This window comes from Sporosarcina sp. Y838, from assembly GCF_056786515.1.
Map to the genome: position 1 here is coordinate 92,240 of NZ_JBXCJD010000004.1, position 17,188 is coordinate 109,427.

Annotated in this window: 16 protein-coding genes and 1 other annotated feature; all 16 genes read right to left on the minus strand. The window is 43.4% G+C overall.

Annotation, left to right across the window (positions count from 1 at the left end; all coding sequences use genetic code 11):
• Window positions 1-48: 48 nt before the first annotated feature.
• Window positions 49-3,636, minus strand: a complete 3,588-nt coding sequence (gene rpoC, locus AC1TO4_RS07045; protein ID WP_482101595.1) for a DNA-directed RNA polymerase subunit beta' — start codon at window positions 3,634-3,636, stop codon at window positions 49-51.
• Window positions 3,637-3,765: 129 nt separating this feature from the next.
• A complete protein-coding gene (rpoB, locus tag AC1TO4_RS07050; protein ID WP_482104729.1) occupies window positions 3,766-7,299 on the minus strand; it encodes a DNA-directed RNA polymerase subunit beta in 3,534 nt (1,177 codons plus the stop codon).
• Window positions 7,300-7,529: 230 nt separating this feature from the next.
• Window positions 7,530-8,132, minus strand: a complete 603-nt coding sequence (locus AC1TO4_RS07055) for a class I SAM-dependent methyltransferase (protein ID WP_482101597.1) — start codon at window positions 8,130-8,132, stop codon at window positions 7,530-7,532.
• A 136-nt stretch (window positions 8,133-8,268) separates the two neighbouring features.
• Window positions 8,269-8,631: a 50S ribosomal protein L7/L12 gene (gene rplL / locus AC1TO4_RS07060; protein ID WP_482101598.1), complete on the minus strand. Its 363-nt coding sequence runs from the start codon at window positions 8,629-8,631 to the stop codon at window positions 8,269-8,271.
• A 90-nt stretch (window positions 8,632-8,721) separates the two neighbouring features.
• Window positions 8,722-9,222 (minus strand): 50S ribosomal protein L10, encoded by a 501-nt coding sequence (rplJ, locus tag AC1TO4_RS07065; protein WP_482101599.1) that lies wholly within the window; start codon window positions 9,220-9,222, stop codon window positions 8,722-8,724.
• Between the two features lie 31 nt (window positions 9,223-9,253).
• Window positions 9,254-9,402: a sequence feature (ribosomal protein L10 leader region), on the minus strand.
• Window positions 9,403-9,448: 46 nt separating this feature from the next.
• Entirely contained in the window at window positions 9,449-10,150 is a 702-nt protein-coding gene (gene rplA / locus AC1TO4_RS07070; protein ID WP_482101600.1) for a 50S ribosomal protein L1, read from the minus strand.
• Between the two features lie 120 nt (window positions 10,151-10,270).
• Window positions 10,271-10,696: a 50S ribosomal protein L11 gene (rplK, locus tag AC1TO4_RS07075; protein ID WP_482101601.1), complete on the minus strand. Its 426-nt coding sequence runs from the start codon at window positions 10,694-10,696 to the stop codon at window positions 10,271-10,273.
• A 168-nt stretch (window positions 10,697-10,864) separates the two neighbouring features.
• The gene (nusG, locus tag AC1TO4_RS07080; protein WP_482101602.1) at window positions 10,865-11,398 is read right to left on the minus strand and encodes a transcription termination/antitermination protein NusG; all 534 of its coding nucleotides are present in this window, start codon (window positions 11,396-11,398) and stop codon (window positions 10,865-10,867) included.
• Between the two features lie 231 nt (window positions 11,399-11,629).
• The gene (secE, locus tag AC1TO4_RS07085; protein WP_482104730.1) at window positions 11,630-11,815 is read right to left on the minus strand and encodes a preprotein translocase subunit SecE; all 186 of its coding nucleotides are present in this window, start codon (window positions 11,813-11,815) and stop codon (window positions 11,630-11,632) included.
• 38 nt (window positions 11,816-11,853) lie between these two features.
• Window positions 11,854-12,003: a 50S ribosomal protein L33 gene (gene rpmG / locus AC1TO4_RS07090; RefSeq protein ID WP_482101604.1), complete on the minus strand. Its 150-nt coding sequence runs from the start codon at window positions 12,001-12,003 to the stop codon at window positions 11,854-11,856.
• A gap of 196 nt (window positions 12,004-12,199) precedes the next feature.
• On the minus strand, window positions 12,200-12,847 hold the full coding sequence (gene sigH / locus AC1TO4_RS07095) for an RNA polymerase sporulation sigma factor SigH (protein WP_482101605.1): 648 nt from the start codon (window positions 12,845-12,847) through the stop codon (window positions 12,200-12,202).
• A gap of 74 nt (window positions 12,848-12,921) precedes the next feature.
• Window positions 12,922-13,437: an NYN domain-containing protein gene (locus AC1TO4_RS07100; RefSeq protein WP_482104731.1), complete on the minus strand. Its 516-nt coding sequence runs from the start codon at window positions 13,435-13,437 to the stop codon at window positions 12,922-12,924.
• Window positions 13,434-14,216 carry a 23S rRNA (guanosine(2251)-2'-O)-methyltransferase RlmB gene (rlmB, locus tag AC1TO4_RS07105; protein ID WP_482101607.1) on the minus strand — a complete coding sequence of 261 codons (783 nt, stop codon included), beginning with the start codon at window positions 14,214-14,216 and terminating at the stop codon, window positions 13,434-13,436. The genes AC1TO4_RS07100 and rlmB overlap by 4 nt, the downstream gene beginning before the upstream one ends.
• On the minus strand, window positions 14,213-14,644 hold the full coding sequence (locus AC1TO4_RS07110) for a Mini-ribonuclease 3 (protein ID WP_482104732.1): 432 nt from the start codon (window positions 14,642-14,644) through the stop codon (window positions 14,213-14,215). Before AC1TO4_RS07110 ends, rlmB begins: the two co-directional genes overlap by 4 nt.
• Complete coding sequence (gene cysS / locus AC1TO4_RS07115; protein ID WP_482104733.1) at window positions 14,641-16,041, minus strand: cysteine--tRNA ligase; 1,401 nt, start codon at window positions 16,039-16,041, stop codon at window positions 14,641-14,643. Before cysS ends, AC1TO4_RS07110 begins: the two co-directional genes overlap by 4 nt.
• Window positions 16,038-16,700: a serine O-acetyltransferase gene (cysE, locus tag AC1TO4_RS07120; protein WP_482101610.1), complete on the minus strand. Its 663-nt coding sequence runs from the start codon at window positions 16,698-16,700 to the stop codon at window positions 16,038-16,040. Before cysE ends, cysS begins: the two co-directional genes overlap by 4 nt.
• Between the last annotated feature and the right edge of the window lie 488 nt (window positions 16,701-17,188).

Sequence of the window (17,188 nt, forward strand, 5' to 3'; positions counted from 1 at the left end):
AAGTCTTTCGAGTTCCCCCCATTTACAGTTGAGTTAAAGACTTCAAACTTATTTCGTTACACTTTTTTCTTTATCCTGTTCCATAACGATGTGACGGTAACGCTGCATTCCTGTTCCAGCTGGAACAAGTTTCCCGATAATGACGTTTTCTTTCAAGCCGAGTAGCTCATCGGTTTTCCCTTTGATAGCTGCATCCGTCAAGACACGAGTTGTCTCTTGGAAAGAAGCTGCCGATAAGAAGGATTCCGTTTCGAGTGAAGCTTTCGTAATACCGAGAATAACAGGACGACAAGTCGCTGGAACTTTGTTGACTTTAAGCACTTCCGCATTCGCATCTGAGAATTGATGGATGTCGAGTAGTGAACCCGGTAATAGATCCGTGTCCCCTGCTTCGATGATGCGCACTTTACGAAGCATTTGGCGAACCATTACTTCAATGTGCTTATCACCGATTTCAACACCCTGACTGCGGTAAACTTTTTGAACTTCTTTCAAGAGATAGACTTGAACGGTAACGACGTCTTTGACAACAATCAGTTCTTTCGGATCGATAGAACCCTCTGTTATAACTTCACCCCGGTCAATCGTATCACCGACTTCAACTTTAAGTCGGGCGTTGTATGGCGTCAGGTATTTCCGCGTTTCTACATCGCCTTGAATTGTAATTTCTTTCTGACCTTCACGTATTTCATCGATTTCGACGATTTCACCTTTGATTTCCGAAATGACTGCAACCCCTTTTGGATTACGTGATTCGAAAATTTCTTGGATACGTGGAAGACCTTGTGTTATATCGGAACCTGCAACTCCACCTGTATGGAACGTACGCATTGTAAGCTGTGTACCCGGCTCGCCGATTGATTGTGCAGCGATAATACCAACTGCTTCACCAACTTCAACTGTTTCACCTGTTGCCAAGTTAATGCCGTAACATAATTTACAAACACCGTGTTTCGTATTACATGTGAACGCAGAACGGATTGTTATTTGTTCAAGTCCCGCATCCAAAATGGCACGAGCTGCATCAGCCGTAATTAAGCCATCACGTTTAAGGATTAGGGCACCTGTTTCAGGATGGTAGATTGTTTTCTTCGTGTGACGGCCTTCGATACGTTCATCCAGACCTTCGATAACTTCTGTTCCATCCATAAGCGCACCGATATCCAATCCACGATCTGTACCACAATCATCTTCACGGACGATGACGTCTTGTGCAACGTCAACTAGTCGACGTGTCAAGTAACCTGAGTCAGCCGTCTTAAGGGCTGTATCGGCAAGTCCTTTACGAGCACCGTGTGTCGAGATGAAGTACTCAAGCACTGTCAGACCTTCACGGAATGACGATTTGATTGGAAGTTCAATGATTCGTCCTGCCGGGTTGGCCATCAGACCACGCATACCAGCTAGCTGCGTAAAGTTAGATGCGTTACCCCGTGCGCCCGAATCACTCATCATGTAGATCGGGTTAGAGTGATCAAGTGAATCCATCAGTTTGTCCTGAATTACATCCTTGGCATGACTCCAGTAAGAGATAACGCGATCATATCGCTCTTCCTCAGTAATCAGACCACGACGGAACTGTTGTAGTACTTTGTCCACTTTGTCTTGTGCTTCATTCAAGATGTCATCTTTATTCGGCAAAACGACGATATCGGAAATACCGATTGTAATTCCTGCACGAGTAGAGTATTTGAATCCAAGGTTTTTCATACGGTCAAGCATTTTCGACGTTTCTGTAATATGGAAACGTTTAAAGATTTCCGCAATAATATTACCTAGGATTTTTTTCTTGAAAGGTTCAATTAAATCCATTTCAGCTAAATGGTCCTTTATGTTGACAGTACCACTTACGAAATACTTATCTGGTGTTTCAATTTGCAAGTTAAAATCTGTCGGCTCGTTAATATACGGGAACGATTTAGGCAGAATCTCGTTGAAAATAACTTTACCAACCGTTGTTAGTAATAGTTTTGAATTTTGTTCTTCATTGAAAGTAGGGTTGTTCAAAGTACTTGCCTGAAGAGCAATACGTGAATGAAGATGCACATGACCGTTATGGTAAGCGATAAGTGCTTCGTCCGCGCTGCTGAAGGAAGTTCCTTCACCTGATGCTCCTTTACGTTCCAATGTGAGGTAATAGTTTCCTAACACCATATCTTGAGACGGAGTAACAACTGGTTTCCCATCTTTCGGGTTCAATATATTTTGTGCCGCTAACATAAGAAGACGCGCTTCAGCTTGTGCTTCTGCCGATAACGGAACGTGGACTGCCATTTGGTCACCATCAAAGTCAGCGTTGTAAGCTGTACAAACGAGTGGATGAAGCGTAATTGCACGCCCTTCTACAAGGATTGGTTCAAATGCCTGGATACCCAGTCTGTGAAGAGTCGGGGCACGGTTCAATAAGACCGGATGCTCCTTAATGACTTCTTCTAGAACGTCCCATACTTCTGAATGTAGACGCTCAATTTTACGTTTAGCACTCTTAATATTATGTGCTAGACCACGTTCAACAAGTTCTTTCATTACAAAAGGTTTGAACAATTCAATAGCCATTTCTTTCGGCAAACCACACTGATACATTTTCAGGTTTGGCCCTACGACGATTACGGAACGACCAGAATAGTCAACCCGTTTTCCAAGTAAGTTTTGACGGAAACGACCTTGTTTACCTTTCAGCATATGTGAAAGGGATTTGAGCGGACGGTTACCCGGTCCAGTAACTGGACGGCCACGACGACCATTATCGATAAGTGCATCGACTGCTTCTTGCAGCATCCGCTTCTCATTCTGAACAATGATGCCCGGTGCTCCAAGATCTAAGAGGCGTTTCAATCTATTGTTCCGGTTGATGACCCTTCGGTACAAATCATTCAAGTCGGATGTCGCAAAACGTCCTCCGTCAAGTTGTACCATTGGGCGTAGTTCCGGTGGGATAACTGGTAATACTTCCAGCACCATCCACTCAGGCTTATTGCCTGAATTACGGAATGCTTCAACGACTTCAAGGCGTCGAATCGCACGTGTGCGGCGTTGTCCTTGAACAGTTTTCAACTCTTCTTTTAAGAACTCCATCTCTTTTTCAAGATCGATTGCCGCAAGTAGTCGCTCAATCGCTTCAGCACCCATGAGTGCTTGGAATTTAGTTCCGTATTTTTCGCGGTAGATGCGATATTCTCTTTCGGATAGCAACTGCTTTCTTTCAAGCGGTGTATCCGCAGGGTCAACTACTACATAAGATGCGAAGTAAATAATTTCTTCCAAAGCACGTGGTGTCATATCGAGTATGAGTCCCATACGGCTTGGAATTCCTTTGAAGTACCAAATATGCGTCACTGGAGCTGCTAGTTCAATATGCCCCATGCGTTCACGGCGAACTTTTTGACGCGTCACTTCTACTCCACAACGGTCACAAACGACGCCTTTATAACGTACGCGTTTATATTTTCCGCAATGACATTCCCAATCTTTCGTAGGTCCGAAAATACGTTCACAGAACAGACCGTCTTTTTCAGGCTTCAACGTACGATAGTTAATTGTTTCCGGCTTTTTAACTTCACCATATGACCATGATCGAATCTTATCTGACGAAGCAAGGCCGATCTTCATATACTCAAAATTATTTACATCTATCAAGGAGCCTACCTCCCTTTAGTCTTATCGCTGCATTTGGCTTTTCCGAGCAGGCGCACACATTATATTGAATAGAGAAAGGGGAAGATGTGCATTTCCCCTTTGAACCATTTATATCATTCACTAGGCAAATCAAACTGTTTGATTTTCTTTTATCAGATTCAGAGCATCTGTCGGTTGCATATCGTCATCTTCATCAAGATCACGCAACTCGATTTCTTCAAGGTCAATCGATAACATTTTAACGTCCAAACCAAGGCTTTGAAGTTCTTTTATTAGAACTTTGAATGATTCAGGAACACCCGGTTGTGGAACGCTTTCACCTTTAACAATTGCTTCATACGTCTTCACACGTCCTACAACATCATCCGACTTCACAGTCAGAATCTCTTGAAGCGTATATGCAGCCCCGTATGCTTCTAGCGCCCACACTTCCATCTCTCCGAAACGCTGTCCACCAAACTGAGCTTTACCGCCCAGTGGCTGTTGTGTAACGAGTGAGTAAGGTCCTGTTGAACGAGCGTGCAATTTATCGTCGACCATATGCGCCAATTTGATAAGGTACATAACACCAACAGATACACGGTTGTCGAAAGTTTCGCCTGAACGACCATCATAGAGTACCGTTTTTCCATCCCGGTCCATACCGGACTCTTCCATCGTTTCCCAAACGTCCTGTTCATTCGCTCCGTCAAATACGGGCGATGCCATATGAATCCCAAGACTGCGGGATGCCATACCAAGGTGCATTTCAAGAACCTGTCCGATATTCATACGTGATGGTACGCCAAGCGGGTTAAGCATGACGTCGATTGGTGTGCCATCCGGCAAGTAAGGCATATCTGCTTCAGGCAAGATGCGAGAAATAACCCCTTTGTTACCGTGACGTCCAGCCATCTTATCCCCAACGGATATTTTACGTTTCTGAACGATATACGCGCGCACCAATTGGTTAACACCCGGCGGCAATTCATCTCCGTCTTCACGGTTGAATACCTTAACATCCAGAACGATTCCGCTAGCCCCGTGAGGTACTTTAAGGGATGTATCACGGACTTCACGAGCCTTTTCACCGAAGATTGCATGTAAAAGCCTTTCTTCAGCAGTCAGTTCAGTTACGCCTTTTGGTGTCACTTTCCCGACTAGGATATCTCCGTCACGCACTTCAGCACCAACACGGATGATTCCACGGTCATCCAAGTTACGGAGCGCTTCTTCACCTACGTTAGGAATGTCGCGCGTGATTTCTTCAGGGCCGAGTTTAGTATCCCGTGCTTCAGATTCGTATTCTTCGATATGCACCGATGTGAATACATCATCTTTCACAAGTCGTTCACTCATGATAATAGCATCTTCATAGTTGAAGCCATCCCATGTCATGAAGGCAGTTAGAACGTTGCGACCAAGCGCAAGTTCTCCTTGTTCCATGGAAGGACCATCTGCAAGAATGTCAAGTGGCTTAACTCTGTCTCCTACACTACAAATAGGACGTTGGTTGTAACAAGTTCCCTGATTCGAGCGGATGAAGTTTTCTAGATGATGTATTACAAGATCACCCTTCACTTCTTTGCCATCCACGGTTTCAATGCGACGAACGCGGATTTCTCTCGCTTCAACATGCTCGACAATTCCATCAAACTTCGCAAGTACAGCTGCACCTGAATCGCGTGCTGATATGTGTTCCATACCAGTTCCTACGAAAGGCGCTTCCGGATTGAGAAGAGGAACAGCTTGACGTTGCATGTTCGCTCCCATAAGGGCACGGTTAGAGTCATCATTTTCTAAAAATGGAATACATGCAGTTGCCGCAGAAACTACTTGTTTAGGCGAAACATCCATATAGTCGATTTGTTCGCGTTTAAATACTGTATTATCCCCTTGGAAACGTCCAACGACTCCTTCACTAACGAAAGAACCATCTTCTGAAAGGATTGCATTCGCTTGAGCCACGACGTAATTATCTTCTACATCTGCAGTCAAGTAATCAATTTTAGCAGTGACCTTACCAGAGACAGGGTCAACTTTGCGGTATGGCGTTTCAATGAATCCGAACTTGTTCACTTTCGCAAATGTTGAAAGTGAGTTAATCAGCCCGATCTTCGGTCCCTCTGGCGTTTCAATTGGACACATGCGTCCGTAATGGGAGTAGTGAACGTCACGTACTTCCATTCCTGCACGTTCCCTTGTTAAACCACCAGGCCCTAATGCTGACAGCCTCCGTTTGTGTGTTAATTCGGCAAGCGGATTTGTCTGGTCCATGAACTGGGACAATTGTGAACTACCAAAGAACTCTTTAATCGATGCGATAACAGGGCGGATGTTAATCAGCTGCTGCGGTACAATCGACTGCGTATCATTTATAGACATACGTTCTTTTACGACACGCTCCATTCGGGAAAGCCCGATACGGAATTGATTTTGAAGTAGTTCGCCTACAGAGCGCAGACGACGGTTACCGAGATGATCGATATCATCCGTATTACCTACCCCATGGAGAAGGTTGAAGAAATAACTGATTGAAGCAACAATATCTGCCGGCGTGACATGTTTAATAGAATCATCGACATACGCGTTGGATATTACGTTGATTACTTGCTTTTCTTCACTTTTCGGAGAATAGATTTTAATGGACTGGATTGTTATCTTTTCTTCAAGAACTCCACTTGCGTGGGTAATCTCTTCAAAGCCGATACCTTTTTCCAAATGCGGAAGCAGTTTGTCCAATGCGCGACGATCGATGAGTTGGTCTTTCTCCAGTAAAATTTCGCCTGTTTCAGGATCGACAAGCGTTTCAGCTAGCGTCTGATTGAAAAGACGGTTTTGAACATGAAGTTTCTTATTCATCTTGTAGCGTCCAACATTGGCTAAGTCGTATCTCTTTGCATCGAAGAATCGAGAGAATAACAGGTTTTTCGCACTATCAAGTGTTGGTGGCTCACCCGGGCGAAGACGTTCGTATATTTCGAGTAATGCTTTTTCAGATGTTTCCGTGTTGTCTTTCTCTAGCGTGTTGCGCAAATACTCGTTATCACCGATTAAATCAATGATCTCCTGGTCGGATGAAAATCCGAGCGCGCGAAGGAGTACTGTAACAGGCAATTTACGAGTCCGATCAATTCGGACGTGGACAACATCTTTTGCATCTGTTTCATATTCCAACCAAGCACCACGGTTTGGAATGACAGTTGCACCGAAACCACGTTTACCGTTTTTGTCCGTCTTATCACTGAAATAAACACTCGGTGATCGAACGAGTTGTGAGACAATAACCCTCTCAGCACCATTAATGACAAACGTACCATTTTCCGTCATCAGCGGGAAATCTCCCATAAAGACGTCTTGTTCTTTTACTTCTTCCGTCTCTTTATTATGGAGACGTACCTTGACGCGGATTGGAGCTGCGAACGTAACATCGCGCTCTTTTGACTCTTCAACAGGGTATTTAGGCTCCCCAAGAGTATAATCGATGAATTCCAACGAAAGATTTCCCGTAAAATCTGAAATCGGGGAAATATCGTGGAACATATCCATCATTCCTTCTTCCATGAACCACTCATAAGATGCCGTCTGGATTTCAATCAGATTCGGCAGATCGAGCACTTCGCTGATCCGTGCGAAACTCCTCCGCTGACGGTGTTGACCATACTGTACTAGATGACCTGTCAACTCTTTCACCCCTTATAAAACAATATTAGGTCTTTTCGAAACCACAAATATAGTGTATGATATCGAAAAAACAAAAAGAAAACGAGTTCCGGCAAGAGCTCATTTTCGGTTTGACTATCTTTTATACATTGTCAGTATGCCTTTCATTTCCATTTTTCATGCAAAAAGGCATACGACTGCACTATAATAATTTATGCATTTTACAACTTTACCATATCAATACTATAGCGTCAATTCTTTTCAACTTTAATAATAGAATAACCCTTTTTCTTGACAACCGTTTCAACATTACCAAAAAGCTTTTCCAAAAAATCAATTGTTGAAGGTGCACCTTGTTTCTTCTGGATGACAATCCATAGTTCACCGCCGACTTTCAACTTGGAAAAAGCACCTTCGTAAAACTTGAATACCATCTCTTTTCCTGCACGGATCGGAGGATTTGTTAAAATTGCAGCAAACCCCTCTGCCGTGATACCGGATAATGCATCACTTGAATAAATCTCCGCATTTGTAACACCGTTTTGTTTTGCGTTATGCACAGCAAGAGTGAGTGCACGTTCGTTCACGTCGACCATGTGAACAATCCGTTCCGGAAAAGATGCGGCAATCGATAAACCGATTGGACCATATCCACAACCTAGATCAAGAATTAAACCCTCTGATTCCGGCGCACTAAATGCTTCAGCTAAAAGCCGTGAACCAAAATCCACTTCCCCTTTACTGAATACCCCGGCATCCGTTTTGAATCGAAGTGTTTTTCCACGCAATTCCGCAGACCATTCTTTCGGATCGCTTTTAACCTTCGGATTTTCCGAGTAATAATGTTCAGACATACCAGTCTTCCCCCTCGTATAGAAACTTATAACAAAAAGTAACAAAAAGCAGATAGTAATTTCCCACTACCGGCTAGATAAAAAAACGAAGAAAAGCTCGTCTATATCTGACGAGCTTTTCTTCATTATTCAAAAATTACTTAACTTCGATTGACGCGCCAACTTCTTCAAGTTTAGCTTTCATTTCTTCTGCTTCTTCTTTAGAAACAGCTTCTTTGATTGCTTTTGGAGCTTCGTCAACAACCGCTTTCGCTTCTTTCAAGCCTAGGCCAGTGATTTCGCGAACTGCTTTGATAACTTTGATTTTTTGGTCTCCAGCAGCAGTAAGAATTACGTCGAATTCAGTTTGCTCTGCAGCAGCTTCTCCGCCGCCAGCTCCTGCCATTGCCATAGGTGCAGCAGCAGTTACGCCGAACTCTTCTTCGATTGCTTTTACAAGGTCGTTAAGTTCAAGTACTGTCATTTCTTTGATCGCTTCAAGAATGTTTTCTTTAGTCATTATATGTTCCTCCTAGTAGTTGTTTTGTCAGGTACCCGCAAGTATATACTTATCGAATTTAACCCGCAATGTTTGTTTCAGGCAGCGTTATTATGCGCCTTGTTCTTCTTTTTGTTCTGCAACAGCTTTTGTTGCAAGCGCAAAGTTGCGCATTGGAGCTTGAAGTACGCTGAGTAGCATAGAAAGTAGACCATCGCGTGACGGAAGTTCCGCCAATGCTTTAATGTCAGTTTCTGATGCAACTAAACCTTCGATTACGCCAGCTTTAATTTCAAGCTTTTCGTTTTTCTTTGCAAAATCGTTAAGGATTTTTGCAGGAGCAACGACGTCATCATTTGAAAATGCAATTGCGTTCGGTCCTGTTAGGTGTTCGTTCAACCCTTCAAGTCCTGCAGCTTCAGCAGCACGGCGTGACATCGAGTTTTTATAAACTTTGAAGTCAATACCTGCTTCACGAAGTTGTTTACGAAGTTCCGTAACTTGACCTACAGTCAAACCACGGTAGTCAACAACAACAACGGACGCTGCTGATTTCAACTTATCCGTAATTTCACCAACAACTGCTTGTTTGGCTTCTAATACTTTGCTCATTTGGACACCTCCTAAAAAGTTTGGGTCACTTATACCGAAATGAAAAGCCCTCAATCTACGGAAGTAGACTGAGGGCTGAAAAGTCGTCATCTTTTTAAAGAAAAAGAGCGTCTTGTCCTCGGCAGGAAGTTTTAAGCGGCATGCCGCTCCTGCTGTCTACGGTACAAATGATTATATTCACAACAGAAGTCATCTTATCAAAAGATTTTCTGTTTGTCAACATTATTTATTTGTTGATTGAAACGCTTGAAGGATCCACTTTTACAGAAGGTCCCATTGTAGTCGTGATGTTAACTGACTTCATGTAAGTTCCTTTTGCAGAAGCAGGTTTCGCTTTTTGAACAGTTTCAAAAACAGTTTTGAAGTTTTCTTCAAGTTTAGCATCGTCGAATGAAACTTTTCCGATTGGCGCGTGAATGATTCCCGCTTTGTCCGCACGGTATTCAACTTTACCTGCTTTGATTTCTGCTACAGCTTTCGCTACGTCAAATGTTACTGTACCTGTTTTCGGGTTAGGCATAAGTCCTTTAGGTCCAAGAACACGACCAATTTTCCCTACTTCACCCATCATGTCTGGAGTAGCAACGATAACGTCAAAGTCGAACCAACCTGATTGGATCTTAGCGATATATTCTGCATCCCCTGCAAAGTCTGCACCTGCAGCTTCAGCTTCTTTAAGTTTTTCGCCTTTAGCGAAAACGAGAACACGTTGAGTTTTACCAGTACCGTTTGGAAGTACAACTGCCCCACGGATTTGTTGATCATTTTTACGCGTGTCGATTCCTAGACGGAATGCAACTTCTACAGTCGCATCAAAGTTAACTGTACTAGTTTGCTTTGCAAGTGCGATTGCTTCTTTTGCGTCATACGCTTTCATATGTTCAACTAGCTTTACAGCTTCTGTGAACTTTTTACCTTTTTTAGCCATTTTATATTTCCTCCTCGATTGTGGTTTTAACGGGTTAAACCTCCCACGAATAAGGGTTGCGTGCTCCGGAGAACAAGCGCAACCCCCACTACAAACAACTATTGATTTATAAAATCATGATCAGTCTTCGATCGTGATTCCCATACTGCGAGCAGTACCTTCAACCATTGCCATCGCTGCTTCAACTGACGCCGCGTTTAAATCTTCCATCTTTTGTTCTGCTATTTCGCGAACTTTATCACGTTTCACAGTAGCAACTTTCTTTTTATTCGGTTCACCTGAACCTTTTGTAAGATTAGCTGCAACCTTCAGCAAAACTGCTGCCGGTGGAGTTTTAGTAATGAAAGTAAATGAACGGTCTTCGAATACAGAGATTTCAACAGGAATAATAAGACCTGCTTGATCTGATGTACGCGCATTGAATTCTTTACAGAATCCCATGATGTTCACACCTGCTTGTCCTAACGCCGGTCCAACTGGTGGAGCCGGATTCGCTTTCCCTGCAGGAATTTGCAATTTAACAACCTTTATGACTTTTTTAGCCACGAGACACACCTCCTTAAGTCCGTGATGTGGTAATAGGGTTGCCCCTCCCACTCATATGTGCCTGCCGACTTGCGCCGGTAGAATTTGATAGTTCGTTCAGACCACTTGATTATAGGCTGACCTTTGAAATGATACCACTGTTTCGCGTTTTGCGCAAGTAGTATACGATTATAATTTTTGAACTTGTTCGAAGTCGAGTTCCATTTTCGTCTCTCGTCCAAACATATCCACTGATACTTTCACTTTGCCTTTATCTTCATCGATTTCTTCCACTTTACCTTGGAAGTTTGCGAATGGCCCTTCGAGTACTTCAACCATTTCACCGAGAGCAAAGTCAATTTCTGCTTTACGCTCTTTCACGCCCATCTGTTTGAGGATGAACTCAACTTCTTCTGGAAGTAACGGTGTCGGCTTAGCGCCTCCACCAGATGAACCGATGAAGCCTGTAACTCCAGGTGTATTCCGAACAACATACCAAGAATCATCTGTCATGATAATTTCGACAAGGACATATCCTGGGAATGTCTTTTTGAGGAGAACACGTTTTTTACCATCTTTGAAATCTGTTTCTTCTTCTTCCGGGATGACAACGCGGAATATTTTATCTGACATGCCCATCGTTTCAACACGTTTTTCCAGATTGGCTTTCACTTTGTTTTCATAACCGGAGTACGTATGAACGACATACCAATTTTTCTCCATATCCATAGTGACGAGGACTGTACGTCCGTCCCTCCTTTTATCGTGCAAATAATATAGAAGCGTAAACGCTTTAGATTCGTCGATAATTTATATCATACGTTACCTGGCGTTGGGGTCTTAACGTTAAATCTCCATCTAATAACTTATTCACTGGTTGTTTCCTAGACAATTGAAAAAACCCGCTCAACCTGTCAGACGGGCTATTTTTCAAGGGATTATTCATATTTCTTCTTATAATGCAATATACCATTCCAGAACTCGTGAAATACCAAGGTCAAGAATTCCGAAATATATCGCCATGAAGACGACTGTAGAAAGGACTACGATTGTGTAACGAGTCAATTCTTTACGTTTCGGCCAGCTTACTTTTCTCATTTCCGAGACAACGTCTTTTAAAAAAACACTTAACTTGCTCATTATACCGTAACCCTCCGAATATTAAGTATGATCCTGCTTTATGCCGTCTGTTTGTGCAATGTATGTGCATTGCAATTGCTGCAAAACTTCTTAAGCGTCAAACGTTCCGTTGGCTTATCGCTACGTGCTGGCACGGTATAGTTCCGTGACCCGCATTTGTCGCAACTTAAAATAATTTTCTTAGACATTCCCTCACCCTTTTCGACTCATAGTTCTTGTCCGAATGGAGCCGGGTAGCGCATTTTTAACTACGCAGGGAACGGAGATAAATGCTGGCAAAAAACATCGAAGTCTTATGTCCCCAGGCTTTCTGAACATCTTTTCATAGTCTTGCTAAAGAGTACCACCTATAATTCATGATGTCAATACGATGGAAATCGCTTTTTAGTTGACTGCATCAACTTGCATATATCGCTCAAGTTTACGCTTAATCCGCTGGAGCGCATTATCTACAGATTTAACTTGTCTATTTAACTCTACGGAAATTTCTTGATAAGATTGTCCATCCAAGTAAAGTGCTAGCACTTGTTTTTCAAGACTACTTAATACTTTGTTCATTTCATCTTCCATCTGGATAAAATCTTCTTTATGAATCATAAGCCCTTCAGGATCATCCAACACCGGACCTGCAATCACGTCGAGCAATGTTCGTTCGGATTCTTCGTCAAATACAGGTTTATCTAATGAAATCGATGTATTTAAAGGGATGTGTTTCTGCCTGGTCGCCGTTTTGATAGCGGTAATGATTTGACGAGTGATGCATAGCTCCGCAAAGGCTTTGAACGAACTTAACCTATCCTCTTTAAAGTCACGAATTGCTTTGTATAGACCAATCATGCCTTCTTGAATAATATCCTCTCGGTCTCCACCAATAAGGAAATAGGAACGCGCTTTCAATCTGACAAACGATTGATACTTTTTAATAAGGAAATTGAGAGCATCCGTGTTGCCTTCGTGGATAATAACAATGATTTCCCCATCGGATAACCCGTGAAAATTCGGTATGTTACCTTCTGCGTAAGTTTGCTTCAACACGTGGATCACCCCGGTTCGTTATCAATACTATTTAACTAGTATACAGTATTGGAAAAATTTACGTCAACCGTTCACTTCATTCCACGGCGCCATTTTTCAAATATTTCCGCTATTTCATCAGTTAGAGGTATCTTAGAAAGTGGCTGTTGTTTTTGAATAGTCTTTACTTCCGTGGAAATCAGCTGATCTATTTCATTCATCTCTAGTTCAAGTTCTCTTGCCGACTTTCTCAGAGCTCCATGCGCAAAAATGACCCATTGTTCTGTTAAATCTGATGTAGCCACATGAATTTGCACACGCCTGCCACTCAATTCAGTGACAAGTTTTTCAATTCTTTCATCGGCCGTTTCATTTTTCCTTGTAAAGACAATTTCAATATTATTAAGCACTTTCCTTTTTTCTACACCCGGTACAAGATGCGCATCGAAGACGATAATGACACGCCAGCCGGTATGCGCCCTGTATTCCGCCATCCGTTCAATCAGCCGGTCACGTGCATCCGCCAATTTTTTACGCTTCATCCCACCCAGTTCCTCCCACGCGCCGATGATATTGTAGCCGTCGACCAGGAGTATATCTGTTTTCATCTGTCGGACTTAAGCGGTTGACGTTTACGCAGTACCTCGTACATGAGAAGGGACGCTGCTACCGAAGCGTTCAAAGACGTAACATGGCCGATCATTGGCAAATGATAAAGGAAATCACATTTCTCTTTTAAAATTCGAGACATTCCCTTCCCTTCACTGCCGATAATTACAGCCAGAGGGAGTGTTGCATCCATCAGTCTATAATCCACTGATTTACTAGCATCCGTTCCCGCTATCCAGACACCCCTCTTTTTTAACTCTTCAACTGTCTGCGATAAATTATTCACACGCACAACCGGAATATGTTCAATTGCACCTGTTGATGACTTCGCTACAACACCTGTCAATCCTACAGCACGACGCTTCGGTATAATAACACCGTGCACGCCAGACGCATCCGCAGTCCGCAATATCGAGCCTAGATTGTGAGGATCTTCGAGTTCATCAAGTATAAGGAATAGCGGGTCTTCCCCACGTTCGGTCGCGACCGTGAAAAGATCTTCGAGTTCAGCGTATTCGTAAGCCGCTACAGAAGCGACAATTCCTTGGTGATTAATATCGAGTAAGCCATCCAGTTTTTGTTTCGGTACTGCCTGTACGATAATCCCTGCTTTTTTCGCAAGCGACAGAATTTCCCCGATACTTTTCATGTTAAGGCCTTCGGCAACCCAAATTTTATTCAACTCTCTACCTGAGCGTAGCGCTTCAACAATCGGATTTTTTCCACCGATCAGCTCGGATTCAATGTCATTCTCATTTCCATTTTCATACTCATTCATTTTGACCCTTCCTCCTTCGTTAGTTCGATGAATCTGATTGCCTCACCGATATATTCTTGGACTCGCTCTGTTCTTCCTAGTAAATGTAGATAACCAATGACCGCTTCAAATCCTGAACTGTAATTATACGTTATTACATCGGTGTTTTTCGGTACTGAACCGGACTTCGCATTACGACCGCGTCTCATGATTGCCTCTTCTTCTTCTGTTAAAAACCCTGATTCCTGCATCATTTTCAGCGTAGCTGCCTGCGATTTAGCGGATACATAGTGTGTTGCTTCCCTATGCAGTATATTCGGCTTTACGCGCCCTGAACGAAGGAGATGCTCCCGAATTGCTTGTTCGTAAACCGCATCTCCCATGTAAGCAAGGGCCAAAGCCTTTATTTGTTTAACATCTATATCACGCAAATTATACAAGCGGGTCACCCTCTTTTCCAGCGAGTGCCCTGTGCTGTATCTTCCAAGAGAATTCCTTGTTCTTTCAGTTGATCGCGGATTTCATCTGAACGATTAAAATCACGATTACGGCGCGCTTCCAAACGCTCTTCGATTAACACGTCGATGTCTCCATCTAAAAGGCCTACTTCCTCATCAAACGGCAATCCGAGAACCGCCATCAAAACATCAAATGTGTCAATGAAATGCTTAAGTACTTCGGTTTGGGTATTTTTCTCCAATAAATAGACGTTTGCAAGTTTCGCTAATTCAAATATGGATGCAATTGCATTTGCAGTATTGAAATCATCATCCATAGCAATTTCAAATGTTGTTTTGATTTCATCCACTTTATGATTCCAAATATCTGCCTGATCACCGAGATCTGCAGATGCAGCAAGACGGTGTTTCAAGTTGTTGTATGCAGTCTGAATTCGTTCCAAACCGTTCTGTGCGCTGATGACAAGTTCCTCCGAGAAGTTGACTGGATGTCTGTAATGCACGGATAACATGAAGAACCGAAGCACTTTCGGGTCAATCTGCTTGCGGATATCATTCACAAGAACGAAATTCCCAAGTGATTTGGACATTTTTTCATTATCAATATTAATGTAGCCATTGTGCATCCAATAACGCGCAAACTGCTTACCTGTCATTGATTCGGATTGAGCAATTTCGTTCTCATGATGTGGGAATGTTAGATCCTGCCCGCCCGCGTGAATGTCGATCGTATCGCCGAGGTGCTCTCTAGCCATTACCGAACATTCGATATGCCATCCCGGACGTCCTAATCCCCACGGACTTTCCCATGAAACCTCACCAGGCTTAGCCGCTTTCCAAAGTACGAAATCAAGTGGATTGTCTTTCTTGTTCCCTTGCTCAATACGCGCTCCAATTTTCAGTTCATCTGTCGATTGATGGGACAATTTCCCGTAGCCTTCAAATTTCTGTGTACGGAAATAAACATCCCCCTGTGATTCGTAGGCATAGTCTTTATCGACTAAAACTTTTACAAAATCCACGACATCCTCAATGTGATCTGTCACACGAGGATGAACGTCTGCTTTTCCACAACCGAGTGCAGTGACATCTTCAAAGTAAGCGTTGATGAAGCGCTCTGTCAGTTCTCCAACTTCTTCCCCAAGTTCATTTGCCGTTTTGATAATTTTGTCGTCGACGTCCGTGAAATTCGAAACGTACTTCACATCATATCCACGATAGTCAAAATAGCGTCGAACTGTGTCGAATACGATAACCGGTCGTGCATTACCAATGTGGATGTAGTTGTAAACAGTTGGACCGCACACATACATCTTCACTTTGCCTTCTTCTATTGGAATGAAAGGTTCTTTCTTACGCGTCAGTGTGTTATAGATTTGAATAGTCATGATAATTTCCCATCCTTCACTTTGGAATCCTCTAGTTGTTCAAGCCTGTTCTTCAAGTACTCGACCTCATTTTCAAGCATCTCACATCGATCCGCCACTGGATCCGGCATATCGCGGTGATCATGCTTGCTCTTGACACGTACACCGTTCGCAACGACGACTTTCCCGGGAATTCCCACAACTGTCGACTCGGGTGGGACGTCTTTCAACACGACTGAACCTGCTCCTACTTTGCTACCCTCACCGATTATGATGGAACCCAGTACTTTCGCGCCAGAGGCAACAAGTACATTGTCATGGAGTGTAGGATGCCGCTTTCCACTTTCTTTACCCGTTCCACCGAGGGTCACGCCTTGATAAATCGTAACGTCGTTGCCTATTTCACAAGTTTCCCCAATAACAACTCCCATACCATGGTCTATGAAAAACCTGCGCCCGATTTTAGCACCCGGATGAATTTCTATACCTGTGAAAAACCGGCTAATCTGTGAGACAACACGAGCCAGAAATAACAGTTTCTTTTTAAATAGAGCATGTGCAATTCGGTGAGACCATAACGCGTGCAGGCCAGAATAAGTTAGGATAACTTCAAAAACATTACGTGCTGCTGGATCTTGTTCAAATATGCATTGAACATCTTCTTTCATTCTGCGAAACAACTCGTTCACTCCCCCTTAACTCAGTGTCTAGCTATTGCGGCCAGATGCTTAGTTCCTAAGCCGACCCTATTAGGAAGGATTGAACTGCATCCTCCCTGTTTTCACAGGACGTGGCGCACTAATGCTGCGTTCATCTACACGGCCGCTTTCGCTTTTCTTGTCTAGCTACTGCGGCCAGATGCTCGGGTCATAAGCCAGCCCTGCTAGGAAGGATTGAACTGCATCCTTCCCGGGAAAAGTGCTCCGCTCCGCAGGTCCGTCTTATGCCTGTCATATCTATGCGGCCGCCTCCGCTTTTCTCATAAAAAAAATACGTCCCCGTCAAATAAATGACAGAGACGCATTGAATGCGCGGTTCCACTCCGCTTGGAAGGTGTTAGCCTTCCCGCTTGACGCCTATAACGCTGGCGATGCGTCCGGCCTACTAACTTTCGGCACGGCACTCTAAGGGGCATTTCCACAAAGCAGAGGCACGGATCATTTACAGC